This window comes from Nonomuraea antimicrobica, assembly GCF_039536965.1.
Lineage (GTDB): Bacteria > Actinomycetota > Actinomycetes > Streptosporangiales > Streptosporangiaceae > Nonomuraea > Nonomuraea antimicrobica.
The window spans coordinates 39,797-65,986 of record NZ_BAAAZP010000074.1 but is presented as its reverse complement, the minus strand read 5'-3'; the positions used below and the strand labels follow the sequence as shown (position 1 = coordinate 65,986).

Genomic DNA, 26,190 nt, shown 5'->3' with positions numbered 1-26,190 from the left:
AACGTGTGGACAGACTGTGAACAACCGATCTGGGGCTCCAGAACGGGCCCTTTTACCCGGTGGACAACCTGTGGAAACCTCGTGGATAACCCGCCCTCATCCGTGGATGAAGGCACCATGATCTGGGGACGGCCTGTGGGCGAAAATTCTTCGTCCCCAGGCACCATGAGTTCTCCCCAGGCTCGGCCCACACCCCCAGTGGATGAAAACAAGGCCACTGAGCAGCCAAGACACTGGTTGTCCACAGTTTCCACAGCCCCTAGTGTGATGACCTCTTATCTCTAACTAAGAAACTCAAAGACCCATAGAGGGGTTCTCTCGGAGCGCGAGTCCGGGAGGGTGGATCCTTGAGATCCTTCAATCAACGACGAACCCAGGAGGCTGATCACCGTGATGTTCCGAATCGAGCGAGACGTCCTCGCTGAGGCGGTGGCATGGACGGCACGCAGCCTCCCGGCGCGACCGTCGGTGCCCGTACTCGCCGGCATGCGCCTCGAGGTCACGGACGAGCAGCGGCTCAAGCTCTCCGGTTTCGACTACGAGGTCTCCGCCGAGGTGACGCTCGAGGTCCACACCGGCGAGCCGGGAGTCGTCCTGGTCTCAGGCAAGCTGCTCGCCGAGATCACGCGCGCTCTTCCCGCACAGCCTGTGGACTTCGTGGTGGACGGCGCCAAGGCGGTCGTCACCTGCGGCAGCGCCCGGTTCACCCTGTTGACCATGCCTGTGGAGGACTACCCGTCCCTGCCCGCCATGCCCCCGGCCGCGGGCCGGGTGGGCAGCGACGTGTTCGCCTCGGCCGTCGGCCAGGTCGCCGTCGCCGCGGGCCGCGACGACACGCTGCCGATGCTCACCGGCGTCCGGATGGAGATCGAGGGCGACACGGTGACCCTCGCCGCGACCGACCGCTACCGGCTGGCCGTACGCGAGCTGAAGTGGCAGCCGGGCCAGCCCGACTTCGCCGCCATCGCGATGATCCCGGGCAAGACGCTCGCCGACACCGCCAAGGCGCTCGGCGCGACCGGCGCCGAGGTCGAGATCGCGCTCAGCTCGGCCGGCGGCACCGGGGAGGGCATGATCGGCTTCTCCAGCGCCGGACGGCGTACGACGACGCGCCTGCTCGACCCCGAGTTCCCGAAGTACCGCTCACTGCTGCCCACCGAGTTCTCCGCCCGCGCCGACTTGTCCACAGGCACGTTCGTGGAGGCGGTCAAGCGCGTCGCCCTGGTCGCCGAGCGCAACACCCCGGTGCGGCTGGCGTTCAAGAGCGGCGAGGTCGTGCTGGAGGCCGGCAGCGGCGACGAGGCGCAGGCCGTCGAGGCGCTCCCGGTCGACTACGAGGGCGAGGAGATGAACATCGCCTTCAACCACCAGTTCCTCCTGGAGGGCCTGGGGGCCATCGACTCCGACATCGCGCGGTTGCAGATGACCACATCGACGAAGCCCGCTATCCTCACGGGTGGCAAGCCTGTGGAGGACACCGCCACCACCGACTACCGTTATCTGATCATGCCCATCCGCTTGTCAGGCTGAACCTGTCATCGGGGATGATGGAAGTCCGACGAGGGGGTAGAGGACAGTCATGCAGATCGGCATGGTGGGGCTGGGCAAGATGGGCGGCAACATGGCCGAGCGGCTGCGCCGCGGCGGCCACGACGTCGTCGGCTACGACCGCGATCCGGCCATCAGCGACGTGGCCAGCCTGAAAGAGCTGGCCGAACGCCTGGAGGCGCCGCGCGTGGTCTGGGTCATGGTCCCGGCCGGCAAGCCCACCCAGACCACCATCGACGAGCTGGGCGGGCTGCTCGACGAGGGCGACATCGTCATCGACGGCGGAAACTCACACTATGTGGACGACCAGAAGCACGCCGCCGAGCTGGCGGGCAAGCGCATCGGGTTCGTCGACTGCGGCGTGAGTGGCGGCGTCTGGGGCCTGCAGAACGGCTACGCGCTCATGTGCGGCGGCGACAAGGCCGACGTCGACCGGGTCATGCCGATCTTCGACACCCTCAAGCCCCAGGGCGAGGACGGCTTCGTCCACGCGGGCGACGTCGGTGCCGGGCACTTCGCGAAGATGGTCCACAACGGCATCGAATACGGCATGATGCAGGCGTTCGCGGAGGGCTGGGAGCTGCTCGAGGCGTCCGACGTCGTCAAAGACGTCAAGGGCTCCTTCAGTAGCTGGCGCCACGGCACCGTGATCCGCTCCTGGCTGCTCGACCTGCTGGTGCGGGCGCTCGACGACGACGAGCACCTCGATCAGCTCCGCGGCTACGCGCAAGACTCCGGCGAGGGCCGGTGGACCGTGCAGGCCGCCGTCGACCACGCGGTCCCGCTGCCGGTCATCACCGCCGCGCTCTACGCCAGGTTCGCCTCACGCCAGGACGACTCCCCCGCGATGAAGGTCGTGGCGGCGCTGCGCAACCAGTTCGGCGGCCACGCCATCAGCTCGACGGAGGGCAGCACCGGCAGGGGCGCCGACTCCCCCGGCGCCGACGTGACGCCGCCGCGCGAGGCCGCTCGCTGAGTCGGCGGGCGCGGGCCAGGGTTATCCACAGACGCAGGGTTTTCCACAAGAACGCATGCCGGTGACCCCGGTGACCCGCGAGGCCCACTAACCTTCGTGGGGTGCATGTCGCCCACCTCTCGCTGATCGACTTCCGGTCCTACGCCTCCGTGGAGCTCGGCCTGGAGCCGGGTGTCACGGCGTTCGTGGGTCCCAACGGCCAGGGCAAGACCAACCTGGTCGAGGCCCTCGGCTACGTCGCGACGCACTCCAGCCACCGGGTCGCGAGCGACGCGCCGCTGGTGCGGCAGGGGGCCACGAGGGCGATCGTGCGCTGCGCCGTCCACAGGGACGAGCGCCGGGCGCTGGTCGAGCTGGAGATCAACCCGGGGCGGGCCAACCGCGCCCGGCTCAACCGCTCCCCCGTGTCCAGGGCGCGTGACGTCGTCGGCCTGCTGCGCACGGTGCTGTTCGCGCCGGAAGACCTCGCGCTGGCCAAGGGCGACCCGTCCGAGCGCCGCCGCTTCCTCGACGACCTGCTGGTGGCCAGGGCTCCGAGGTTCGCCGGCGTCAGAGCCGACTACGACCGGGTGCTGAAGCAGCGCAGCGCACTGCTGCGCACGGCCGCACAGGCCCGCAGGGGCAGCAGGAGCCCTCGGCGGCAGGAGGGCGACAGCGGGTTCGCCGCGGCGGGCGCGGGCGACGTGCTGAGCACGCTGGAGGTGTGGGACTCCCACCTCGCCAGGCACGGGGCCGAGCTGCTGCGGGCGCGGCTGGAGCTCATCGAGGCGCTGCGGCCGCTGGTGTCCGGGGCCTACGCCGCGCTCGCCCCGTCGAGCGCTCCTGCGACGCTCGCCTACCGCAGCACGTTGTCCACAGGCGAGGACCAGGAGGAGGGTCTTCCCGAGGGCGAAGTCCCCGGTGAGCGGGGATCTTTCGATACACAGACGTTATCCACAGACTTGGGGAAAACCCTTGAAGAACGTCTGCGGGAGCGGCTAGTGGAGGTCCGCTCGTCCGAGCTCGAACGCGGGGTCACCCTCGTCGGCCCGCACCGCGACGACCTGGTCCTCGGCCTCGGCGACCTGCCGGCCCGCGGATACGCCAGCCACGGCGAGTCGTGGTCGTTCGCGCTGGCGCTGCGGCTGGCGGCCTACGACCTGCTGCGGGCCGACGGCGGCGATCCGGTGCTGATCCTCGACGACGTGTTCGCCGAGCTCGACAGCCAGCGCAGGCGGCGGCTGGCCGAGATCGTGGCGCCGGCCGAGCAGGTGCTCATCACGGCGGCCGTGCCCGACGACGTGCCGCGCGAGCTGGTGGGAGGCAGATACGACGTCGCGGAGGGGAGCGTGGGCCGTGTCCGTTGACGACCCAAGTCCTGGCGACGGCGCCCCGAAGGCGTCCGGTGCTCGTCCACAGGCTGGGGACGACCCGAGGCTGACCCGAGGCGGAGAAAACGCGACCGCCAGGGGCGTGGCGATGGCCAGGGAGAAGCTCGCCCAGGCCAAGGCCGACGCGGCCAAGCGCGGCCAGCTCCCCCGCCGCGAGCCCCGGCGCAAGGCGAAGGGGCCGCGCCGGGAGAACGGCGATCCACAGCTTTTCGGACGAGCCATCGCCGACCTGCTCGCCGATCGAGGCTGGGAGCGTCCCGCGGCCGTCGGCGCGGTGTTCGGCCGCTGGCCCGAGATCGTGGGTCCTGACCTGGCCGCGCACACCAGGCCCGAGTCGTTCGACGACGGTGAGGTGCTGATCGCGGCCGACTCCACGGCGTGGGCGACGCAGGTCAGGCTACTCGCGCGCACCCTCGTACGCAGGCTCAACGAGGAGCTGGGCGACGGCAGCGTGACGAAGGTGAAGGTCAAGGGGCCGCAGGGCGGGCCCCGTCCGACGGGGGGTTTGCGGGTGACCGGAAGCCGGGGCCCGGGCGACACCTACGGTTAGGCGCCGGGAGCGATCAGACAGCCGCAGACGCGATAAGCCCCCTTTCCGGAGGGGGGATGCTTGACAGGGGGCAAAACGAGCTAGAGGGCATCACAGGCGCGTTCATTGCCACCTTGGCCCTCCGGAGGCGGTAGAATGAAAAAGGATTCCGGACACGTCCGCTTGCGTGTCACCCCGGCAGCAAGCCGACTCCCCTGGGTGACCGCGCATCGGGGCACTCACGACGGTGACGGGCACGGCAGGGGCAGCTTTCGCGAATGATGGCCTCCCCCGCCGCGTGTCCGCGGCAGGAGGATTTCGCAGTTGTCCTACGACGCTAGCTCAATCACCGTACTCGAAGGGCTTGAGGCGGTTCGCAAGCGCCCGGGTATGTATATCGGCTCGACCGGTGAGCGCGGCCTGCACCACCTCGTCCAGGAGATCGTGGACAACGCGGTCGACGAGGCCCTGGCCGGCCATGCCAGCTGGATCGACGTCACGATCTTGGCCGACAACGGCGTGCGCGTCATCGACAACGGTCGCGGCATCCCCACGGGCATCCACCCGGTGGAGAAGCGCTCGGCCGTGGAGGTCGTGCTGACCACGCTCCACGCGGGCGGCAAGTTCGACAGCCAGTCCTACGCGGTCTCCGGCGGCCTGCACGGCGTCGGCTCGGCCGTCGTCAACGCGCTGTCGACCGCCCTGGAGGTCGAGGTCAAGCAGAACGGCTTCTACTGGCGCCAGCGCTACGAGATGTCCAAGCCCACGGCGCCCCTGGCCAAGGGCGAGCCGACCGACGAGACCGGCACCACGGTCACGTTCTGGCCGGACGCGGAGGTCTTCGAGACCACCACCTGGAACTTCGAGACGCTCTCGCGCCGCTTCCAGGAGATGGCCTTCCTCAACAAGGGCCTGACGATCACGCTCACCGACGAGCGCCCCGACCACGTCAACGGCGAGCCGCGCCAGGTCGTCTACAGCTACGCGGGCGGCCTGGCCGACTTCGTCCAGCACCTCAACTCCAAGAAGGAGCCGGCGCACGCGTCGATCATCGCCTTCGAGGAGGAGGGCGACGGCATCGCGGTCGAGATCGCCATGCAGTGGAACAACTCCTACTCGGAGTCGGTCTACACCTTCGCCAACACCATCAACACGGCGGAGGGCGGCACCCACGAGGAGGGCTTCCGCGCGGCGCTGACGTCGATCGTCAACCGCTACGCGCGCGAGCAGAAGTTCCTCAAAGAGGGTAAAGACGACAACCTCTCCGGTGAAGACGTTCGCGAGGGCTTGACCGCGATCATCTCGGTGAAGCTGTCCGACCCGCAGTTCGAGGGCCAGACCAAGACCAAGCTGGGCAACACCGAGGCCAAGTCGTTCGTCCAGAAGGCCTGCAACGACCACCTGCGCGACTGGTTCGAGCGCAACCCGGGCGAGGCCAAGGACATCATCAACAAGTCCCTGCAGGCCTCCCGCGCCCGCATCGCCGCCCGCCAGGCGCGCGATCTGACCAGGCGGAAGTCGCTGCTGGAGGCGGGCAGCGGGCTGCCGGGCAAGCTGGCCGACTGCCAGTGGAACGACCCGGAGAGGTGCGAGCTGTTCATCGTCGAGGGTGACTCGGCCGGCGGCTCGGCCAAGGGCGGCCGCGACTCGCGTTTCCAGGCGATCCTGCCCATCCGCGGCAAGATCCTCAACGTCGAGAAGGCGCGGATCGACAAGGTCCTCAAGAACAACGAGGTCCAGGCGCTGATCACGGCCCTGGGCACCGGCGTGCACGACGAGTTCGACATCACCAAGCTGCGCTACCACAAGGTCATCCTCATGGCCGACGCCGACGTGGACGGCCAGCACATCAACACGCTGCTGCTGACGCTGCTGTTCCGGTTCATGCGGCCGTTGATCGAGGCCGGTCACGTCTACCTGTCGTGCCCGCCGCTCTACAAGATCAAGTGGGACCGCAAGGGCGAGGACGCCTCCTACGCCTACTCCGACGCCGAGCGCGACGCGGTCATCGCCGAGGGCATCGCCAACGGCAAGCCCGACCCGCGGCCGCGCGACAACGTACAGCGCTTCAAGGGGCTGGGCGAGATGAACGCGAGCCAGCTCTGGGAGACCACGATGAACCCGGAGACCCGGCTGCTGCGCCTGGTCACGCTCGACGACGCGGCGCAGGCCGACGACCTGTTCAGCGTGCTGATGGGGGAAGACGTGGAGGCGCGGCGCGACTTCATCATCCGCAACGCGCGCGACGTGCGCTTCCTCGACGTTTAGCCAGCAGAAGGACCTTTACCTGTGACGGACGTGAACACCACTCCCCCGGCTGAGCGCATCGAGCCGGTCGACATCCAGTCCGAGATGCAGCGCAGTTACATGGACTACGCGATGTCCGTCATCGTGTCCAGGGCGCTGCCGGACGTGCGCGACGGTCTCAAGCCCGTGCACCGGCGCGTGCTCTACGCGATGTACGACGGGGGCTACCGTCCCGACCGCGGCTACTTCAAGTGCGCCCGCGTCGTCGGCGACGTGATGGGCACCTACCACCCGCACGGCGACACCTCGATCTACGACGCGCTGGTACGCCTGGCGCAGCCGTGGTCGCTGCGTTACCCGCTGGTCGACGGCCAGGGCAACTTCGGCTCGCCGGGCAACGACCCGGCCGCGGCGATGCGCTACACCGAGTGCAAGCTCGCGCCCATCGCCATGGAGATGCTGCGCGACATCGACAAGGAGACCGTCGACTTCCGTCCCAACTACGACGGCAAGTCGCAGGAGCCCGACGTCCTGCCGGCGCGGTTCCCGCAGTTGCTGGTCAACGGCTCGGGCGGCATCGCGGTCGGCATGGCGACCAACATCCCGCCGCACAACCTGCGCGAGGTCGCCGCGGCGGTCAAGTGGGCGCTGGAAAACCCGGAGGCCGGCGACGAAGAGCTGCTCGAAGCGGCCATCAGGCTGGTCAAGGGGCCCGACTTCCCGACCAAGGCGCTCATCGTGGGCCGGCGCGGCATCGAAGACGCCTACCGCACCGGGCGCGGCTCGATCACCATGCGGGCCGTGGTCGAGGTCGAGGAGGACAAGGGGCGGCAGGCGCTGGTCGTCACCGAGCTGCCGTACCAGGTCAATCCCGACAACCTCGCGCTGAAGATCGCCGAGTTGGTGCGCGAGGGCAAGCTGACCGGCATCGCCGACGTCCGTGACGAGAGCTCCTCGCGGGTGGGGCAGCGCCTGGTCATCGTGCTCAAGCGCGACGCGGTCGCCAAGGTCGTGCTCAACAACCTGTACAAGCACACCCAGCTCCAGGACACCTTCGGCGCCAACATGCTGGCCCTGGTCGACGGCGTGCCGCGGACGCTACGGCTCGACCAGTTCGTCCGGCACTACGTGGCGCACCAGATCGAGGTCATCGTCCGCCGGACGCGCTACCTGCTGCGCAAGGCCGAGGAGCGGGCGCACATCCTGCGCGGCCTGCTGAAGGCGCTCAGCCGGCTCGACGAGGTCATCGCCCTCATCCGGGCCTCCGACTCCGCCTCCGCCGCCCAGCAGGGCCTCATGGGGCTGCTGGAGATCGACGAGGTGCAGGCTCAGGCCATCCTCGACATGCAGCTCCGCAAGCTGGCCGCCCTGGAGCGGCAGGCCATCCAGGACGAGTACGAGTCCCTGATGACCCAGATCGCCGAGTACAACGCGATCCTGGCCAGCGAGAGCCGCCAGCGGGAGATCATCAACGAGGAGCTGGCGGAGGTCGTCGGCCGCTTCGGCGACGACCGGCAGACCGAGATCATCGCCTACGACGGTGACATGTCCATCGAGGACCTCATCGCCGAGGAAGAGATCGTCGTCACGATCACCAGGGGCGGCTACGCCAAGCGCACCCGTACCGACCTTTACCGGGCCCAGAAGCGGGGCGGCAAGGGCGTACGCGGGGCGCAGCTCCGCCAGGACGACATCGTCGACCACTTCTTCGTCACCACGACGCACCACTGGTTGTTGTTCTTCACGAACAAGGGCCGGGTCTACCGCGTCAAGGCGTACGAGCTGCCCGACGCAGGTCGTGACGCCCGGGGCATGCATCTTGCGAACCTTCTTGCCATGCAGCCCGACGAAACAGTCATGGAAGTTCTCGACCTACGCGACTACGACGTCGCCCCCTACCTCGTCCTCGCCACCCGCAGCGGGCTGGTCAAGAAGACCCGCCTGTCCGAATACGACTCCCCCAGATCGGGCGGTCTGATCGCGATCAACCTGCGGGAGGACGACGAGGTCATCGGAGCCCGCCTGGTCTCCGAGTCCGACGACCTGCTGCTCGTCTCCAAGGGCGCGCAGTCGATCCGGTTCACCGCCTCCGACGACGCGCTCCGTCCCATGGGGCGGGCGACCAGCGGTGTCATCGGCATGAGGTTCCTCGAAGGTGACGAACTTCTCGCCATGAATCGGATCGCCGACGGTCAAGATGTGCTTATCGCTACCGAGGGTGGGTACGCAAAACGGACGCCAGTGGAGCAGTATCCAGTTCAAGGACGTGGCGGTAGGGGTGTGCTGACGGCGAAAATCGTGACTTCCCGTGGCAAGCTGGTCGGAGCCGTCATGGTCAACCCAGAGGATGAGGTCTTCGCGATCACGTCCGCCGGCGGGGTGATCCGGACGAGTGCCGGAGAGATCAAGCAGTCCGGCCGCCAGACCATGGGAGTGCGATTGATGAATCTCGCTGAAGGCGACAGCGTGGTGGCCCTCGCCCGGAACGCGGAGTCCATGGAGACTTCGGTGGAAAATGAGGAAGACGGGGGAGGAGAATAGTTCATGAGCGCCCAGGGTGGCTCCGCCAGGACCAAGGCGGCTTCGGGTAACGGACAACAACCGAAGAAGCCCAGAGAAACCGAGATCTTCGACGCGGTCGATGACGGCCGCGACACCTCGCCCGCTCAGGGTGGGCCGTTGCCGGGCAAGGACGACGGCAGGCCATCGCCGCGTCAGCCGGGTGCGCCCGGCCCCGTCACCGGACCTGCTCCGGGCCCTGGCCCTGTCTCCGGCCCGAACGGGCCCGGCGGGCCTCGCGTGCCCGTCGGGGCCGGACCCGGCGGCCCGCAGGGCGGCCCCGGGCAGCCGGAGGGCAACGACACGGTGCGCATCCGTCCGTCGCTGGCCACCGAGGCCCCGCCCGTCGTCGAGCTGACCAACAAGAAGAAGGGGTCAAACTCCTCCGGCGGCCGGCTCCCCCGCAAGGCCCATCTGGTCCTGCGCCGTGTCGAGCCGTGGTCGGCCATGAAGTTCAGCTTCGTGGTGTCCCTGGTCTGCTTCGTGGTGCTGTTCGTGGCCGTGGCCGTCCTGTACGGCGTGCTGTCGGCGCTGGGCGTGTTCGACTCCATCGTCGACCTGGTCAACCAGCTCGGCCAGGGCGAGGGCGGCCAGAACTCCATCCCGATCGACATCGCGTCCTGGTTCGAGCCGGTCCGGATTCTGGGGTACACGGCACTCATCGGGGCGGTCAACGTCGTACTGATCACTGCCCTGTCCACCTTGGGGGCGGTCATCTACAACATCGCCTCCGACCTGGTGGGCGGCGTCGAGGTGACGTTCAGCGAGGCCGAATAGGGGCTGCTGCGGCCGGGTGCTCGCGCCGTGCTCCAGGGGAGCGTACGGCGCGAGCAGCCCGCCGAAGGCGGTAAGCTTTTCCTCGTCCGAACAATCGGTTCGCCTTCTCCAAGGCGGATGCGATAGCGTTCGGGGTGCGAGCGGGGCTATAGCTCAGACGGTTAGAGCGCTTCCCTGATAAGGAAGAGGTCCCAGGTTCAAGTCCTGGTAGCCCCACCCAGTTCAGAGGCCATTTCCGGAGATCGGAAATGGCCTTTTTGATCTTCTGAGTGACTACCTGCGTGACTACGGTTCCCGAGCCGGGTGCCTGATCGCCAGTATGAGCCGTGGCTGCTGGGTTGGGCCTGGCAGCATGGTCTGTCAGTCACGTTCATAGCCCACTGGTGTCCGCTGTCGTCTGCCAGCGTGCTTCCTCCGGGATCGTCGCCCCTTTGGATGATCGGAATCCCACGGGAGGCGGGACGATGCCGAAACTCAGAGAGCGACTGACGGCCTGGGTCCGTACTGCCATGGTCGTAGGCGCGAATCTGCTTGCCGGGTTGGCCGGCAACGTGGCAGTTCTGGGAGTGCGAGCGTACGGCGAGATTTGCGCGTCTTGGTGTCCCCGCCGTTCCGTACGGAACGCCACACAGCGATGTGCGGTGGTACAGGTGGAATAACGGCGAGATCGCCGACCAGGTCCACGTGATCCCAGTGCAGCGCCACTGTCGTTTCTTGTGGATCTTGTGTTCGCGGGCGGTCTTCTTCGCGACGTTGGGGTTGTGGGTTTCATACTCGCCTCGGCGGAGGGCAGGCCCCGAGGAATCACGGGTGCGATGTCGCACTCAACCTGCTCGTCCTGGCCATCACGCTTTGGAGGACCATGTTGCTCATGCTCCCACTGCCCTCCGTTCCCTCGGTCTGTGACCGTTGGTCGGGGGTCCGGCTCATCTGGCATTCGTGGACAATAGGACCGGCCTCCATCTGATATACCCGTCAGGCCTCCGGGCTCTGCTCGGAAGTCGCGACAGGTAGGCTAGTCATCATGATGATATGATGACTATTACGGTCAGGTAAAAACGCGAGGTCGGTCTTGTTGCGGACGGAAAGGACGGCTGCGGTGCCCGAAGGTGTCGATCGATCCTCTCCGGTCCCCGCGTGGGCGCAGGTGGCGCAGATCCTCCGCCGTCAGATGGACGCCGGTGCGCTGGACGCCGGTGAGCGGCTGCCCTCCGAGCAGGAGCTGGCGGTGGGTTTCGACGTCAGCCGGATCACCATCCGCCAGGCGCTGGCCCACCTCGCCGCCGAGGGTTACGTGGAGCGCCGACAGGGCGTTGGCACGTTCGTCTCGCCCAGGCCCGACCTCGTCCAGCACGATCTCGCCCTCAGCGCCCCGTGGCGCGACCGGGTCAGGGGTGCTGGGCACGACGCCGTCTCGCGCCAGCTCGGAGTCGCGGCGTACGAGAAGCTCCCCGCCGACCTGGCGCGCCGGTTTCCGGACGAGGCCCTGACGGGGGAGCTGGTCTACCTCCGCAGGCTGCAGTGCGTCGACTCCCAGGCGATCGGCCTGAGCGAATCCTGGGTTCCGCCCCGGCTCGCCCCCGGGCTGTCGAAGGAGCCCCTGATGGAGGGCTCTCTCTCGCTCACCCTGCGCGAGCGCTACGGGATCCTCCCCGCCGAGGTCGACAACTCGCTCGAGACGGTCCTGGCGAGCGCCGCCGACGCCCAGTTGCTGGGCACCGACGTCGACGCTCCGCTGTTCGTCGTCGTCGCGCGCAGCCGGCAGCGGAACGGCGAGATCATCGACGTCTCCAGGACCTCGTGGGTGGGCGGGCGGGTGCGCTTCCGCTTCGTGCACCACGCCGAGCCGGCGACCGACATCTGACAGCGGCGCGTACCAGTCCATACCTCTTACCAGGCCGCACATGGCCCCTTCCTGGACTGTCCAGGCATCCGGACGTACCTTTTGGTTGGGTCTGAACATTTCCGGCAATACGTACAAAACCCCCTCGTGCGGTCTTGACGCCTGCCTGGCGCGGAATTAACGTACTGACCTCAATACAACAAACCATGTCTCAGGACGCATCGAGCCGACCCCGTGTGTGGCGGCTCAGGAAGTCCGGCCGGCTACTTCGTCGTCGCAGCCCGGCCGCATCCCACAGTGCGCATCCATGTCGTATCGGAGGTCAGGATGCCCTTGGTTACCAAATGGCGATCGGCAATGATCACGCTGGGTATTGCGACGATGGCGCTCAGCGCCTGCTCGTCCGGCGGCTCGGACGCCGCAGACTCGGGCGGCCGCCAGAATCTCCAGTTCTGGTTCTGGGGCGCGCCGCCCGCCCACCAGGACGCGATGAAGAAGATCCTGGTGGACGGCTTCAACGCCGCCCAGAATAAGTACACGCTGACGGTCACGTTCAACAACAACGTCGACCAGAACGTGCAGGTGGCGCTCACCGCGGGCAAGGGGCCGGACATCGTGTACGGCTCCGGCCCGTCCTTCGCCGCGGCCTACGTCGCCAAGGGGAAGCTCGCCGACATGGACGCGTACGCGCAGAAGTACGGCTGGAAGGACAAGATCCTCGCGCCCATGTACGAGGCGGGAACGGTCGACGGCAAGCTCTACTCGCTGCCCAACTCGCTGAACACCCTGGGCATCTTCTACAACAAGAAGGTGCTGGACCAGCTCGGCGCCCAGGTCCCCACGACGTTCGCCGATCTCCAGGCCACCATGGACAAGGCGAAGGCGGCCGGCCTGTACGCCTCCGTGACCGGCAACAAGGGCTGGAAGCCGGTCAACGAGAACTACTCCTCGCTCTTCCTCACCCACGCCGCGGGGCCTGAGGCCGTCTACAAGGCACTCAAGGGCGAGATCCCGTGGACGGACCCGGCGATCGTGAAGGCGGTGCAGGACTCCGCCGACTTCTTCAAGAACGGCTACCTGGCGGGCGAGGACTACAGCAACCTCAACTTCACCGACGCCATGCAGTTGCTGAAGGACGGGAAGTCCCCCTTCTTCATCGGGCCGTCGCTGGCCTTCCAGTTCGCGACCGACTACTTCAACGCGGAGAGCGGCAACGTCGACGACCTCGGATTCACGGCGTTCCCGAACGTCGACGCCAAGCTCCCGTCGCCGCTGTGGACGCTCGGCTCCACCGCGTCGCTGTCGATCAACGCCGCCTCGCCGAACAAGGACGGCGCGGCCGAGGTCATCAACTACATGATGTCCGCGGACTTCTCCAAGGAGATGACCGCGGTCTGGCCGGGCTACTGGGGCGCGCCGCTGAAGACGCTCGACGCCAACCCGGACGACTTCACCGGGCTGTCGAAGCAGTACATCCTCGCGATCCAGGACATGAGCGACGCGGTGAACAAGGGCGACTTCGGCTACTTCACCGCGACGTTCTTCCCGCCGGCCACGCAGCAGGAGATGGTCAACATCGACTCGGTGTGGCTGGGTCAGACCTCCGCGCAGTCCTTCCTGTCCAAGGTGGAGAGCACCTTCAAGACCGAGCTCGACAAGAAGCTGGTGCCGCCGATCCCCGAGCCGGCCGCTCAGGGCTGACGAGGCAGACCGTCACGACGATCCGCTGACCGGACCCGCCGCCGGTGTCCGGTCCCGCAGAAGCTGTCCGGCTCCGCAGGAGCTGTCTGGCTCCGCGGAGGCTCCGGTCCCGCGGAAGCTGTCCGGCTCTGCGGAAGCTCCGGTGCCGCGGAGAAACGAGCCGGGCGGAGACGGGCCCAAGAGGTGCCCGTCTCCGCGCCGGCCGCCTGAATCGAGGAGGGAAATTGGCCGCAGTCGAGGGGGCGACACGCCGTGGCAATGGCGCCATGGCGCGTCGATCCGGTGCCGACCCCGCGGGAGCGTCGCACAGACGGTCTCGCCGCGGGCGCGGCACGCTGAAGTTCTACCTGCTCATCGCGCCGGCGGTGCTGCTGTCCGCTTTCGTCGTCGTCGTGCCGGGCGTCATGACCGCCGTCGCCGCGTTCACCGACTGGGACGGCATCGGCCTGCAGGCACAGTGGATCGGCCTGGCGAACTTCGCCGAGATCCTGGACGACCCGGTCTTCACCACCGCCCTCGGCAACAACCTCCGGTGGATGCTGCTGTTCCTGACGATCCCGGTGGGCATCGGGCTCCTGACCGCGCTCCTGCTGCTGACCAGGCCGCGGTCCCGAACGGTCTACCAGGTCGTCTTCCTCGTGCCGTACGTGCTGGCGCCGATCACCAATGCGATCCTCTGGCTGAACATCATCTACAACCCGATCTCGGGCGTCGTCGGATACGCCAACGATCACGGGCTGGACCTCGGCACCCCGCTGTCGAACCTGAACACCGCGATCTACGCGATCGCCGCCGTCGACATCTGGCACTTCTGGGGCTTCCTCACCGTCATCTACCTCGCGGCGCTCCGGCAGACCCCCGTCGAACAGGTCGAGGCGGCGCTGGTCGAGGGCGCCAACGGCTGGCAGGTGTTCCGTTTCGTCTACCTGCCCAACATCAGATCGACCATGCAGCTCATGTGGGTGATGATCATCATCTTCTCGTTCCTGGCGTTCGACTACGTGTGGCTGCTGACCCAGGGCGGCCCCGCGCACGCGACCGAGATGCTCAGCACCTACGCCTACAGCTTCGCCTTCGCGAGCTTCCAGTTCGGCAAGGCCGCGGCCGTCGGTCTCGTCATGAGCTTCTTCGGGCTGATCTCGTCGTTCGTCTACACCTGGCTGAGCCGAAAGGACCTGAACGCATGAGGGGCCGGATGAAGCACGTCGCCGTCATCGTCGGCCACGTCCTGCTGGTCGCCTTCGCGGCCACCGCGCTGTTCCCGCTGCTGCTGGTGCTGATCAACAGTTTCAAGACCTCGTCGGAGGTGACCGCGAACCCGCTGGCGCCGCCGACCGAGCTGCGGTTGGACAACTTCGCCGAGGCGTGGAACTACGGCCACTTCGCCCAGGGCTTCGTCAACAGCTTCATCCTGACCTTCACCACCGTGGTCGTCGTGCTGGTCTGCTCGTCCCTGGCCGGATACGTGCTGGCCGGGAAGAAGATCCGCGTCTGGCCCGCCGTGATGATCTACTTCATGGTGGCCATGACGGTGCCGATCCAGCTCTTCCTCTTCCCGCTGTACTACGTCTTCGCCCAGCTCCAGTTGCTCGGCAACGTCGTCGCCGTCGGTGTGGTGATCGCCGCCATCAACATGCCACTCTCGGTGTTCCTGATGCGGACCTTCTTCCTGAAGATTCCAAAGTCGGTCGAGGAGGCCGCCCTGGTGGACGGGGCGAACACCTTCCAACTGCTGCGCTCGGTCATGCTGCCGGTGGTTTCGCCCGGGCTCATCACCGTTGCCACGATCGTGGGCCTGATGGCCTGGAACGAGTTCCTGATCACCTCCACGTTCCTGCAGGGCGGCGAGGAGTCCAGCATCACCGCCACCTTGGGGTACCTGTCGATGAACGGCACGTTCAGCACCGACCAGGGCGTGATGATGGCCGGTGCCGTGATCCTGGTGGCGCCGATCATGGTGGTCTTCATCCTGCTCCAGCGGCACTTCGTCGACGGATTCGTCAGCGGCTCGGTGAAGGGATGACCATCTCCGTATCGGCGGTGGCGCCCCCCGCGCCGTACGACGAGACGATCGCCGAGCGCACCTACGCGGGCGTGCTCGGGAAGATCATCGGGGTGTACTTCGGCCGCCCGGTCGAGGGCTGGAGCTACCCGGCGATCCGCGAACGGTTCGGCGCCATCGAGTTCTACGTCGCCGAGAGCCTGGGCGTCCCGCTGATCGTCCCTGACGACGACATCTCCGGCACCTTCGTCTTCTTCCGCGCCCTCGCCGACCACCCCGACGTCCGCCCGCTGGACGCGGCGGCGGTCGGGTCGACCTGGCTGAACTACGCGATCGAGGGCAGGACGATCCTGTGGTGGGGCGGGCTCAACCGGTCCACCGAGCACACCGCGTACCTGCGGCTCAAGGCGGGCGTCATCCCGCCCGCCACCGGCTCGATCGCCCTGAACGGGCGGTCGATGGCGGAGGGGGTGGGCGCGCAGATCTTCGTCGACGGCTGGGGCCTGGTCAGCCCTGGTGACCCTGAGCGCGCCGCAGCGCTCGCGCGGGCCGCCGCCTCGGTCAGCCACGACGAACTGGCCGTGGACGCCGCGTGCCTGATCGCGGCGATGGAGGCGCTTGCCTTCACCGAGCGGGACATGACGACCCTGATCGAACGCGGCCTGGAGTTCGTGACGGAACCCCGGCTGCACCGCCTCGTCGAAGAGGTGGTGACCACGTGCTCGGCCACCGACGACTGGCGCGAGGTCAGGGACTGGATCGAAGACCGGCACGGCTACGCGAACTATCCCGGCAACAGCCCGATGCAGACCAACCACGCCGCGGTGCTGATGTCGTTGCTCATGGGAGGCGACGACTTCCAGCGCAGCCTGTCCATCTGCACCTCGGCCGGCTGGGACACCGACAGCAACACCGGCAACGTCGGCTGCCTCAACGGCATCCGGCTGGGCCTGGCCGGGCTCTCGGCCGGCGCGGACCTGCGTACCCCGGTCGCCGACCGGCTCTTCGCCGTCAGCTCCGACGGCGGCGAGTGCGTGACCGACGCCGTACGGGAGACCCGCAAGATCCTCGCCGCGGGCGCCGAACTGCGCGGCGAGCCGGTTCCACCGGTCACTCCGCGCTTCGCCTTCGAGTTCCCCGGCTCCACCCAGGGCTTCATGCCCTACCCGGGGGCCGGGCTCGACCAGGCGCTGACGTCCCTGACCAACACCGGCCGCGGGCTGACGGCCGCCTTCCGCGCGCTCGCCCCCGGGACGCGCGCCGACATCTCGGTCGAGACCTACTGCGATCCGCGGTCGACGGGGGTGGCGGGGACGAGCTACTTCGAGGTCGTCGGCAGCCCTTCCCTGTACGGCACGCAGACCGTGCGGGCGACCCTCGACGTACGAGGCGACCGCGCGCCCGCGATGAACTTCTTCATCGACGTCTACGGCGACGACAAGGTCGTGGAGACCCGCCGGGCCGAGCGCCGGCCGCTGGCCGTGGGCGTCAACCGGGTGAGCTGGACCCTGCCCGACACCGGCGGGAAGGCCGTCTACCGCCTGGGCATCGAGTTCACCTCCGGCGCCCGCCTCGACGGCAGCGTCACCCTCGTCGACCTCGACTGGGCCGGCGCTCCCGAGGACTTCCGCCTCGGCATGGCCGAGGAGCTCTCGCCCGATCTGACCCCGTGGACGACCGACACCGCCTGGCTGCGCACCTTCACCAGTTCGGCGGCGAACCTCGCACCCGACTACACGACCACGTTCTCGCTCTCGCATCCGGAGGAGAACGGGATCGTGACCATCGGCACCGCGGACTGGTCGGACTACTCGGTCGCCTCGCGCATCACCTTCAACCAGCAGGACGCGGCCGGGCTCGTGGGCCGCGCGCGCGGCCATCGCCGCTACTACGCGGGGCTGCTGTCGGCGGGGCGTGCCCTGATCGTCCGCCGTCGTGACGGCGCGCAGACCGTACTGGCGAGCGCCCCGGTCGACCATCGCATCGACGACGTGCGCGACCTGGAGTTCAGGTTGTTCGGCGAGAGGCTGTCGCTCCTGGTCGACGGCGCCGTGGTCGCGGAAGCCCGCGAAGACGCCTACGCCGGCGGCGGAGCGGGGCTCGTCGTCGACCGCGGGGCGATCCTGGCCCGCGGCTTTTCCGTGCAGAGATGGGAACCACGCAGGTGAGCAAGTCAGCCGCCGACTACGCCGAGGCGATCTACGCCGGGGTGCTCGGCAAGATAATCGGGGTCTACCTCGGCCGCCCGGTCGAGGGCTGGCCGTACGAGGACATCCAGACCCGGTTCGGGGAGCTGTCGTACTACATCAACTCCGCCCTGGGCCTCCCGCTGATCGTCGCCGATGACGACATCTCCGGCACCTTCGCCTTCTTCCGCGCCGTCGCCGACAACGGGCCCGACCCCGAACCGACCGCCGAGCAGATCGGCGACACCTGGCTGAACTACGTCATCGAGGACAAGACGATCCTGTGGTGGGGCGGCCTGGGGCGCTCGACCGAGCACACCGCCTTCCTCCGGTTGCGCGCCGGAGTCACCGCGCCCGCGAGCGGGTCGGCCGAGATGAACGGGCACACCCTGTCGGAGCAGGTCGGCTCGCAGATCTTCAGCGACGCCTTCTCGATGATGCACCCGGGCGATCCGGAACGCGCCGCCGCGCTGGTCCGCCGGGCGGCCTCGGTCAGCCACGACGGCATCGCCGTCGAGGCCGCCGCGTTCCTCGGCGCGCTGCGGGCCCTGGCCTTCGACGTCACGGACCTGCACCGGCTCATCGAGCAGTGCCGCGGCTACGTCACCTCGCCTCTCCTCCAGCGGGTGATCGACGACGTCGTCGATCTCTGCGCGAAGGAGGACGACTGGCGCGCGGTCCGCGACCGGATCGATCGGCGGCATGGCTACCGCCACTATCCCGGACCCTGCCACGTGGTGCCCAACCACGCCATGACGCTGGCCGCCCTGCTGCTGGGCGGCGACGACTTCCAGCGCTCCGTCATGATCGCCTCGTCGGCCGGTTTCGACACCGACAGCAACGCCGGCTGCGTCGGCAGCCTCAACGGCGTACGGCTCGGCCTGGACGCCCTGACCGCGCAGGTGGACCTGCGCGCCGCCGTCGCCGACCGGCTGCTCGTCGTCACCGCGGACGGCGGCGCGTGCGTCTCCGACGCCGTGCGCGAGGCCGACCAGATCGTACGCGCGGCGGCCCGGGCCCGTGGGGAAAGCCTCGGGGAAGACCTTGGGGACGACGCCGGCCCCCGGTTCGGCTTCCGGTACCGCGGCTCGGTCCAGGGCTTCCAGAGCTGCCCCTACGCCGGCGCCGCCCACCCGGCCGTCGAGGTGGAGGGGACCAGCGGCGCCGGTCTGCTCCTGCGCTGCCGCGGGCTGGGCCCGGGGCTCACCGCCGCCGCGTCCACCCCGGTCTTCCTCGACCCCGCCGACCGGATGACGAACTTCTCCACCGTGGCCAGCCCGTCCCTCTACCCCGGGCAGGTGGTCACGGCACGGATCCGCGCGGACCGGTCGCCCGCGCCGTCCGCGCGCCTGTACGTGCTGCACCACCGCGGCGGCGAGATCCGGCGCAGCGTCAGCGAGCCGTTCGTGCTGGGGCAGGAGCCGGTGACACTGCGTTGGCAGGTGCCCGATGTGGGCGCCGACCTGCTGTTCAGGTTCGGCATCGAGCTGGATTCCGCCGAGCGGTTCGACGGCACTGTCACGGTGGAGGAGGTCGACTGGCGGGGCGCGCCCACGCGCTTCACCCAGTCGGGCGTCCTCCTGTCGTCCATCTGGGACACCCACCCGGTGCCCTTGGACGCCTGGGTCGCGTCGGCACGCAACTTCGAGGCCGACTTCGGCTACAGCTACTCCGTGTCGCACCCGGGGGAGCTGGGCGTGGTCACGATCGGCAGCCGCGACTGGGACGACTACTCCGCCGGCTCGACCCTGATGTTCAGCCTGCACGACAGCGGCGGCCTCGTCGTGCGCAGCGCGGGCCATCGCCGCTTCTACGCGGCCGTGTTCTCCGGCGGCTCCCGCGTCAGCCTGGTCAAGCAGCGCGATCGCCACCGGCAGGTGCTGGCGGCCTGCGACTGGCCGTACGAGCAGGACCGTGGTTACGACGTACGGCTGTCGTGCACGGGGAGCGAGATCGAGCTGCTGGTGGACGGGGAACGCGTACTCCACGCGACCGACACGACGATGCCCTACCGGCACGGCGGGGCCGGCTTCCTCATCGAACGCGGCACCATGCTCGCCGACGGGATCGCCATCGCCGCGACCCGGCCAGAACGGCGGCCGGCATGACGGACGACACGATGAGGGAACCCGGTCCGGGATACGCCGTGCTGGGCCGCCTCATCATCGATGATCTGGTGCTCGCCGACGGTGCCGAAGTGCCCGGCCTGCTCGGCGGCGCCGGGTTCTACGCCGCCCTCGGCGCGGCCACGGCCGGCGAGCGTCCGGCCGGTCTGATCTCCGGCATCGGCCGTGACCTGGGGCGGGCCGATCTCGACCGGTTGGACGCATGGGGGATCGTCACGACGGCGCTCAGGGTGGAGGGGGAGCGCACCCCCCGGTCCAGGGTCGTCTACCGCGCCGATGGGGAGCGGAGCGAGATCCCCCTGCTGGGGCTGGACCACTTCGCGAGCATGGCGCCCAGGATCGCCGACATTCCCGCCGATTGGGGCTCGCTGCGCGGACTCTATCTGTTCGCCGGCGTCGATCCCCGCGACTGGGACGGCGTGATCGCCCACGCCCGAGCCGCCGGCTGCCCGGTGCTCTGGGAGATCTCGGCCGACGTCTGTGACCCGGACCATTTCCACCAGGTCAGCGTCCTGCTCCGCGAGGTGGACATCTTCTCCGTCAACCTGACGGAAGCCCGCGGGCTGTGCGGCGTCGAGCAGCCCGCGGACTGCGCCGCCATGCTCGCCGAGGCGGGCGCCGCGCGCGTCAGCCTGCGGATGGGCGCGGCCGGGACCATCCTGTGCGACGGCGGTGAGCTGACGCACGTCGGCGTCGCCCCCAGCGGCCCCGTCGTCGATCCCACCGGAGCCGGTAACAGCCACAGTGGCGCGTTACTCGCCGCCTTCGTCGACACCGGCGACCTCGTGCTCGCCGCCCGCCGCGCGGCCGCGGCGGCGTCGCTCGTGATCGAGCAGTACGGGCCGCCCGCGGCCCACGGCCCGGCACGGGCGGAGCTGCTGGAGCAGCGGACCGCGCTGACCCCGGTCACCCACCACGCCATCTGACCCTCTTTCCGACAGTTCCCGACCCATCACGATCGGATTTCGCATGACACACACCGCTCTCCGCGCCCAGGTCGAAAGCCTGGGCGCGCTGATCCGCGACACGACCTGGGAGGTGGAAGACCACGCCCGGCGCACGATCAGCACACCGGACCACCACGCGCTCCAGTTGGTGCTCCTGACCGGATGCGGGGACTCGTTCTTCGCGGCCCGAGCGGCCCAGTTCGCCTGGCAGGAGCTGACCGGGCTGCCGTGCTTCGCCGACGACGCCCTCACCGCCGCCCGGTACCGGATCGGCGACCTCGCGGGCGGCCGGCGGTTCCGGCCCCTGGTCGTCGCGGTCTCCAACTCCGGCGAGGTCGCCCGCGTCGTCGAGGCGGCGCGTACCGCTCAGGCGTTGGGCAACTTCGTGGTGGCGGTCACCGCCGCCGCCGACAGCAGGCTCGCCGCCGCGGCCGACAAGGTCCTTCCGGTCGCCGCGCCGCCCTTCGCGGCGGCGCCGGGTGTGCGGTCCTACGCCATGAGCCTGCTCGGCCTGTTCCACCTCGCCATCCGCAGCGGCGAAGTACGCGGACGCTACACGATGGACGAGGCGGGCGCGCTGCGGCGCGAGCTGGCCGCGCTCGCCGACGCCGTCGACCAGACCGTCGCCGAGGCCGCGCCCGTGGTCGCGCGCCTCGCCGCGGACTGGGGCGACCGGGCACAGCTCCAGTACCTGGGGTCCGGCCCCTCCCGGGCGAGCGCGGGCTACGGCGCGGCGAAGGTCCTCGAAGCCACCGGGATCTCCGCCCGGGACCAGGACGTCGAGGAGTTCGCGCACCTGGAGTATTTCACCGCAGACACCTCGATTCCGGTCGTCCTCACCACGCCCGGTGACGGTGCCGCCCGGTCCCGCGCCGAGGAGGTGGCTGCGCTGCTGGAGAAGCTGGGCCGTCCCACCGTCACCGTCTCCGACCAGCCGCTCACCGGCGTGCACCTCCCGTACGCGGCGGGTGTGCGCGAGCTGTGGCAGCCGCTGCTGCACATCGTGCCGCTCGCGCTCCTCGCCGAGGAGTTGATGCGGCTGCGCGGCGAGGAGCCCGGTCGCGGCGGCCGGGACGGATGGGCGGATTCAGCCGACGGCTCGACCACCCGATCGAGCCGGATCACCGTGCCGCTCGCCAACTCCTGAAAGGCTTTCCCCACTCCCATGGTCGCGACATTCCAGCTCCGCACCGACGGCAACCGTGCCATCGACATCACCGACGAGGTCGTCAAGGCGGTGACAGAAAGCGGCGTCCGCGAGGGCGTCGCAGTGGTCAGCCTGCCGCACACGACCGCCAGCGTCGGCATCATCTCCTTCCCCGACCCTCTCGGCCTGGTCGACGTGATGGACGAGGTCAACCGGTGGATCCCGACCCGGATCGACTTCAAGCACCAGCACGACACGCCGCAGGACGCCGCCGGTCACGTCAAGTCCACCCTGATCGGCACGTCCCTGTCGCTGATCGTCACCGACGGCGCGCCGCTGCTCGGCCATTCCCAGAAGGTGTACTTCATGGAGCACGACGGGCCGCGTAACCGGCAGTTCCACGTCCAGGTCGTGGGGCAGTAGCGGTGAGCAGCCCGGACCCGAACGATCTGTCGTCGGTCGGCCCGCTCAACCGCAAGGTGCTCGAACGCTACGACCACGCGGCGCACGTCCCGCTTCGCGGGCTCTACGTCGACGGACGCCCGGCGCTGACGCGCGTCGACCCCGCCCAGGTCGGCGAGTACGTCATCGTCACGGTGCGAGACCCGCTGTGCGCGTACGACCTGGACCCGGCCGAGCAGATCGCCGCGAAGCTGGACGGCGCGCGGGTCGTCGGCCGGTCGGGCATGTTCAGCATGTGGACCGGCTCGTACCGGGGCGCGTCGGTCAGCGTGGTCTCCGGCGGTTCCGGCTCTCCCGAGGCGGAGCTCGTCATGCACGAACTGCTGGAGAACACCTCGGCCACCACGTACCTCCGGGTCGGCGGCTCGGGCGGCATGCACCCGAAGGTACGTCCCGGCGACCTGGTCATCGCCTCCGGCGTGGTGCGCGACGAGGGCATGACGGCGGCGTACGTGCCGTCGTCCTGGCCGGCGGCCAGCCATCCGCTGGTCGTGCTCGCCCTCACGCAGGCGGCCCAGGACGCGGGCGCGCCGTACCACGTCGGCGTCACCCGGTCCACCGACAGCGACTTCGTGGCCGGCGGCCGGCCCGGCGTCGGCGGCTACCTGCAGTCCTGGCACACCACTGTCGTCGACGACTGGGCCAGGGCCGGGGTGCTCAACGGCGACAGGGAGTCCGCGGCGATCGTGACGCTCGCGCAGCTCTTCGGACGGCGCGGCGGATCGATCTGCTCGGTCGCCGACAACATCAGCACCGGCGCGACCTTCCAGGCGGGCGCCGGGCACATCACCGCGATCGACGTCGCACTGGAGGGGATCGCGCTCCTCCACCGGCTCGACCGCACCGCCGAAGCGGCCGGGCTGCCCATGTGGCTGCCCCGGCTCGGAATCCAAGAGGAAGGCGTATGAGGTCCGTACTGATCGACACTGACCCGGGCATCGACGACGCGGTAGCGATCATGTTCGCGCGCCGCGCCGGGCTCGACATCAAGGCGCTGACCGCCGTGTCGGGCAACCTGCAGGCCGACCGGGCGGCCGCGAACGCGCTGCGCGTGCTGCGACTGCTCGACGCGGAGTCGATCCCGGTGGCGCGGGGGACGCAGACGCCTCTCGTCCGCCCCTACCCGAGAGACCCGTTCTCGCACGGCGACGACGGGCTCGGCAACACGGGCCTGGCCGCCTCGTCCACGCCTCTGGACCCGCGGTTCGCCCCCGACGTCATCGCCGACGTGGTGAACGCCGCCCCCGGCGAGATCACCGTCCTGGCCCTCGGCCCGCTCACCAACCTCGCCCTGGCCCTCATGCGCGACCCGTCTTTGGCGACCAGGATCGCCCATGTCTACCTCATCGGCGGCGCCTTCGGTCGCAACCGGTACGCCTACACCCGCGCCACCGGCGACAACCCCGTGAGCGAGTGGAACGTCTACGTCGATCCCGAGGCCGCCCAGCACGTCTTCCAGTCGGGCGTGCCGATCACCGCGCTCGGGCTGGACGTCGTCACCCACCCCGACCTCGACCTGCGTGCGGAGGACCGCGAACGGCTCGCGACGTCCGACCGTCCGGAGGCGGCGTTCCTGCTCGACATCGCCGACTACGTGCGCGACATGGGGTTCGACTCGTACTGCGGGCTGATCGACTCGATGGCCGTCGCCGCCTGTCTGGACCCGTCGGTGCTCACCACCCAGAAACTGCACGTCACCGTCGAGACCGCGGGCACCGCCACGCTCGGGCAGACCGTCGTCGACGAGCGCGAGCACTTCCGCTGGGACCACCTGCCGCTGCTGAACGTCGCCGTGAGCGCCGACCACAACAAGATCCTGACCATGCTCGTCGACGCACTGACGGCCGAGCCGGGCGGCGCGTCGTGACCCTGCCCTGCGCGGAGCTCCATCTGCACCTCGAAGGCACACTGGAACCCGAAACGATCTTCGCGCTGGCCGAGCGCAACCGGGTGACCCTCCCCTACGCCGACGTCGCCGACCTGGCCCGCCGGTACGACTTCACCGACCTGCAGTCCTTCCTCGACCTGTACTACGCGAACATGGCGACGCTGCGGACCGCCGAGGACTTCGCCGACATGACCACGGCCTACCTCGCCCGCGCCGCGGCGGGCGGGGTGCGGCACGCCGAGGTGTTCCTCGACCCCCAGGCGCACCTGGACCGCGGGATCGCGCTGGAGACGGTGCTGGAGGGCGTGTCCACCGCGCTCGCCTCCAGCGAGCGCGAGCACGGCGTCAGCACCGGGCTGCTGATCGCGTTCCTGCGCGATCTGGACGCCGAGTACGCCCTGCGCACCCTCGACCGCATCCTCGCCCTCGGCACGCCGATCCTGGGCATCGGCCTGGACTCCGCCGAGGTCGGTCACCCGCCGTCCAAGTTCGCCGCCGTCTACGACCGCGCCAGGGCCGAGGGCCTGCACTGCGTGGCGCACGCCGGTGAGGAGGGCCCGCCGTCCTACATCTGGGAGGCCCTGGACGTCCTGCGGGTGGAACGCGTGGACCACGGCGTCCGTTGCCTGGAGGACGACCGCCTGGTCGACCGCCTGGTGGCCGAGCGGATCCCGCTGACGGTGTGCCCGCTGTCCAACGTACGGCTGCGCGTCGTGCCGGATCTGGCCGCGCACCCGCTCCGGGAGATGCTCCGGCGCGGGCTGCACGTGACCGTGAACTCCGACGACCCCGCGTACTTCGGCGGCTACCTGGACGACAACGTCGGCGCGACGGCCCGCGCACTGGATCTGACCCCGGCCGACCTGCGCGAACTGGCGGAGAACTCCATCGAGGCGTCCTTCCTCGACCGCACCCGCAAGAACGACCTGCTGGCGGAGATCGAGGCCGCGGCCGAAGCCATGGCACCGGGCGGGAGCCGATGACCACGCTGGTCGGTGTCGTCGGCGGCCTCTCCGTGGACCACATCGTGCGGGTCGGACGGCCGGCGCATTACGACCGCCTCGGCGGCCCCGGCCTGTACGCCGCCCTGGGCGCGCGTCTCGTCGCCGGCACGCGGGCGCGGCTGCGGTGCGAGTTGCCGGACTCGGTCCAGGAGTTCGCCGAGACCCTCACCGCCGCCGACGTCGACCTGTCCGCCTGCACGCCCGTACCGGACCCGGTGCGGGTCTGGCTGCTCGACTCGCCGCAGGGCCGCCGCGTGGTGACGACCGCGCCGCCGCCCGGCATGGAGATCGCCGAGGCGGACGACACCGTCTCCGCGCCCGGCCCGATTCCGCCTGGCTTCTTCACCGGCCTGGATGGCCTGCTGTTCTGCTCGCCGGCCCAGCTCGACCGCCGCTACGACGAGCGGACCGTCGTCGGCGTCGACCCGGATCAATCGCAGGTGAGCAAGCTTGGCTGGGCGTACTGGGAAGCGATCAGTGTGGCCTCGGGGGTGCTGCTGCCGAGCCGGGTGCAACTGGCCGCCCTGCACCCCGAGCCGCGCGTCGCGGCCAGGCGGCTCGCCGTACGGCTGAACCTCGCAGTCGTCGCCCGCTTGGACGCCGAAGGCGCCTACGTCGCCGATCCGGCGGGTCCGTCCTGGACGGTACGCGACTCGGCCATCGGCGGCGACGACATCATCGACACGACCGGAGCGGGCGACACGATGGCCGGCGCCACCGTCGCCGCGCTGGCGGCCGGAGCCGACGTGGCCGAGGCGACCGCGTACGGGGTCAGCGCGGCCAGGATCGTCCTGTCCGGGGTCGGCCATCGCGCACTCCCCGGGCATACCCCGCTCACCGCACCGCTGCCCGGTGTCACGATCACGAAGGAAGGATAA

The 26,190-nt window shown here is 69.3% G+C and carries 20 protein-coding genes and 1 tRNA gene; all 21 read left to right on the top strand.

The window, feature by feature from the left end; all coding sequences use genetic code 11:
• The first annotated feature begins 390 nt into the window (after window positions 1–390).
• The 21 genes from dnaN (at window position 391) to ABD844_RS18530 (ending at window position 26,190) form a co-directional block, all read left to right on the top strand.
• Window positions 391–1,530 carry a DNA polymerase III subunit beta gene (dnaN, locus tag ABD844_RS18630; protein ID WP_344878841.1) on the top strand — a complete coding sequence of 380 codons (1,140 nt, stop codon included), beginning with the start codon at window positions 391–393 and terminating at the stop codon, window positions 1,528–1,530.
• Between the two features lie 49 nt (window positions 1,531–1,579).
• The gene (gene gnd, locus ABD844_RS18625) at window positions 1,580–2,524 is read left to right on the top strand and encodes a phosphogluconate dehydrogenase (NAD(+)-dependent, decarboxylating) (RefSeq protein WP_344878838.1); all 945 of its coding nucleotides are present in this window, start codon (window positions 1,580–1,582) and stop codon (window positions 2,522–2,524) included.
• 101 nt (window positions 2,525–2,625) lie between these two features.
• Complete coding sequence (gene recF / locus ABD844_RS18620) at window positions 2,626–3,870, top strand: DNA replication/repair protein RecF (protein WP_344878835.1); 1,245 nt, start codon at window positions 2,626–2,628, stop codon at window positions 3,868–3,870.
• Complete coding sequence (locus ABD844_RS18615; RefSeq protein WP_344878832.1) at window positions 3,860–4,444, top strand: DciA family protein; 585 nt, start codon at window positions 3,860–3,862, stop codon at window positions 4,442–4,444. The genes recF and ABD844_RS18615 overlap by 11 nt, the downstream gene beginning before the upstream one ends.
• Before the next feature lie 303 nt (window positions 4,445–4,747).
• Window positions 4,748–6,691 carry a DNA topoisomerase (ATP-hydrolyzing) subunit B gene (gene gyrB, locus ABD844_RS18610; RefSeq protein ID WP_344878828.1) on the top strand — a complete coding sequence of 648 codons (1,944 nt, stop codon included), beginning with the start codon at window positions 4,748–4,750 and terminating at the stop codon, window positions 6,689–6,691.
• A gap of 21 nt (window positions 6,692–6,712) precedes the next feature.
• A complete protein-coding gene (gene gyrA / locus ABD844_RS18605; protein WP_344878825.1) occupies window positions 6,713–9,211 on the top strand; it encodes a DNA gyrase subunit A in 2,499 nt (832 codons plus the stop codon).
• A gap of 3 nt (window positions 9,212–9,214) precedes the next feature.
• Entirely contained in the window at window positions 9,215–10,006 is a 792-nt protein-coding gene (locus tag ABD844_RS18600) for a DUF3566 domain-containing protein (protein ID WP_344878822.1), read from the top strand.
• Between the two features lie 142 nt (window positions 10,007–10,148).
• A tRNA-Ile gene (locus ABD844_RS18595) sits at window positions 10,149–10,222 on the top strand.
• An 883-nt stretch (window positions 10,223–11,105) separates the two neighbouring features.
• The gene (locus tag ABD844_RS18590) at window positions 11,106–11,870 is read left to right on the top strand and encodes a GntR family transcriptional regulator (protein WP_344878819.1); all 765 of its coding nucleotides are present in this window, start codon (window positions 11,106–11,108) and stop codon (window positions 11,868–11,870) included.
• 336 nt (window positions 11,871–12,206) lie between these two features.
• Window positions 12,207–13,550 (top strand): ABC transporter substrate-binding protein, encoded by a 1,344-nt coding sequence (locus tag ABD844_RS18585; RefSeq protein WP_344878816.1) that lies wholly within the window; start codon window positions 12,207–12,209, stop codon window positions 13,548–13,550.
• A 266-nt stretch (window positions 13,551–13,816) separates the two neighbouring features.
• Entirely contained in the window at window positions 13,817–14,737 is a 921-nt protein-coding gene (locus ABD844_RS18580) for a carbohydrate ABC transporter permease (protein WP_344878813.1), read from the top strand.
• Window positions 14,734–15,573 carry a carbohydrate ABC transporter permease gene (locus ABD844_RS18575; protein WP_344878810.1) on the top strand — a complete coding sequence of 280 codons (840 nt, stop codon included), beginning with the start codon at window positions 14,734–14,736 and terminating at the stop codon, window positions 15,571–15,573. Before ABD844_RS18580 ends, ABD844_RS18575 begins: the two co-directional genes overlap by 4 nt.
• The gene (locus ABD844_RS18570) at window positions 15,570–17,720 is read left to right on the top strand and encodes an ADP-ribosylglycohydrolase family protein (protein ID WP_344878808.1); all 2,151 of its coding nucleotides are present in this window, start codon (window positions 15,570–15,572) and stop codon (window positions 17,718–17,720) included. The genes ABD844_RS18575 and ABD844_RS18570 overlap by 4 nt, the downstream gene beginning before the upstream one ends.
• Window positions 17,702–19,846, top strand: a complete 2,145-nt coding sequence (locus tag ABD844_RS18565; RefSeq protein ID WP_344878805.1) for an ADP-ribosylglycohydrolase family protein — start codon at window positions 17,702–17,704, stop codon at window positions 19,844–19,846. Before ABD844_RS18570 ends, ABD844_RS18565 begins: the two co-directional genes overlap by 19 nt.
• Window positions 19,847–19,857: 11 nt before the next feature.
• Complete coding sequence (locus ABD844_RS18560; RefSeq protein WP_344878802.1) at window positions 19,858–20,790, top strand: carbohydrate kinase family protein; 933 nt, start codon at window positions 19,858–19,860, stop codon at window positions 20,788–20,790.
• A gap of 43 nt (window positions 20,791–20,833) precedes the next feature.
• Entirely contained in the window at window positions 20,834–21,958 is a 1,125-nt protein-coding gene (locus tag ABD844_RS18555) for an SIS domain-containing protein (RefSeq protein ID WP_344878799.1), read from the top strand.
• An 18-nt stretch (window positions 21,959–21,976) separates the two neighbouring features.
• Window positions 21,977–22,381 carry a secondary thiamine-phosphate synthase enzyme YjbQ gene (locus ABD844_RS18550; protein ID WP_344878796.1) on the top strand — a complete coding sequence of 135 codons (405 nt, stop codon included), beginning with the start codon at window positions 21,977–21,979 and terminating at the stop codon, window positions 22,379–22,381.
• A gap of 2 nt (window positions 22,382–22,383) precedes the next feature.
• The gene (locus tag ABD844_RS18545) at window positions 22,384–23,328 is read left to right on the top strand and encodes a nucleoside phosphorylase (protein ID WP_344878793.1); all 945 of its coding nucleotides are present in this window, start codon (window positions 22,384–22,386) and stop codon (window positions 23,326–23,328) included.
• Window positions 23,325–24,287, top strand: coding sequence for a nucleoside hydrolase (locus ABD844_RS18540; RefSeq protein WP_344878790.1), 963 nt, complete (start codon window positions 23,325–23,327; stop codon window positions 24,285–24,287). The genes ABD844_RS18545 and ABD844_RS18540 overlap by 4 nt, the downstream gene beginning before the upstream one ends.
• Window positions 24,284–25,291 (top strand): adenosine deaminase, encoded by a 1,008-nt coding sequence (locus tag ABD844_RS18535; RefSeq protein ID WP_344878787.1) that lies wholly within the window; start codon window positions 24,284–24,286, stop codon window positions 25,289–25,291. Before ABD844_RS18540 ends, ABD844_RS18535 begins: the two co-directional genes overlap by 4 nt.
• Window positions 25,288–26,190 carry a PfkB family carbohydrate kinase gene (locus tag ABD844_RS18530; protein ID WP_344878784.1) on the top strand — a complete coding sequence of 301 codons (903 nt, stop codon included), beginning with the start codon at window positions 25,288–25,290 and terminating at the stop codon, window positions 26,188–26,190. Before ABD844_RS18535 ends, ABD844_RS18530 begins: the two co-directional genes overlap by 4 nt.